Origin of the sequence: Pseudoalteromonas sp. bablab_jr011 (assembly GCF_016464045.1) — a bacterium.
Taxonomy (GTDB): domain Bacteria; phylum Pseudomonadota; class Gammaproteobacteria; order Enterobacterales; family Alteromonadaceae; genus Pseudoalteromonas; species Pseudoalteromonas lipolytica.
The window spans coordinates 1-254 of sequence record NZ_JACDWU010000335.1 but is presented as its reverse complement, the minus strand read 5'-3'; the positions used below and the strand labels follow the sequence as shown (position 1 = coordinate 254).

The 254-nt window shown below is 51.6% G+C and carries 1 tRNA gene; it reads left to right on the top strand.

What is annotated here, in order from left to right:
* Positions 1-148 precede the first annotated feature (148 nt).
* Positions 149-224: transfer RNA gene (locus JIG41_RS22485), tRNA-Glu, on the top strand.
* Positions 225-254: the final 30 nt, after the last annotated feature.

Genomic DNA, 254 nt, shown 5'->3' with positions numbered 1-254 from the left:
GGACACCGCCCTTTCACGGCGGTAACAGGGGTTCGAATCCCCTTGGGGACGCCACTTACTTTAACCGTGTTAAAGAGGGTGTTGTGTTATTAAACAGCTCGCCTGAATCGAGTTTAACTATTCAGTTGTCCTAGTGACACATTCTTGTGTCCCCATCGTCTAGAGGCCTAGGACACCGCCCTTTCACGGCGGTAACAGGGGTTCGAATCCCCTTGGGGACGCCACTTACTTTAACCGTGTTAAAGAGGGTGTTG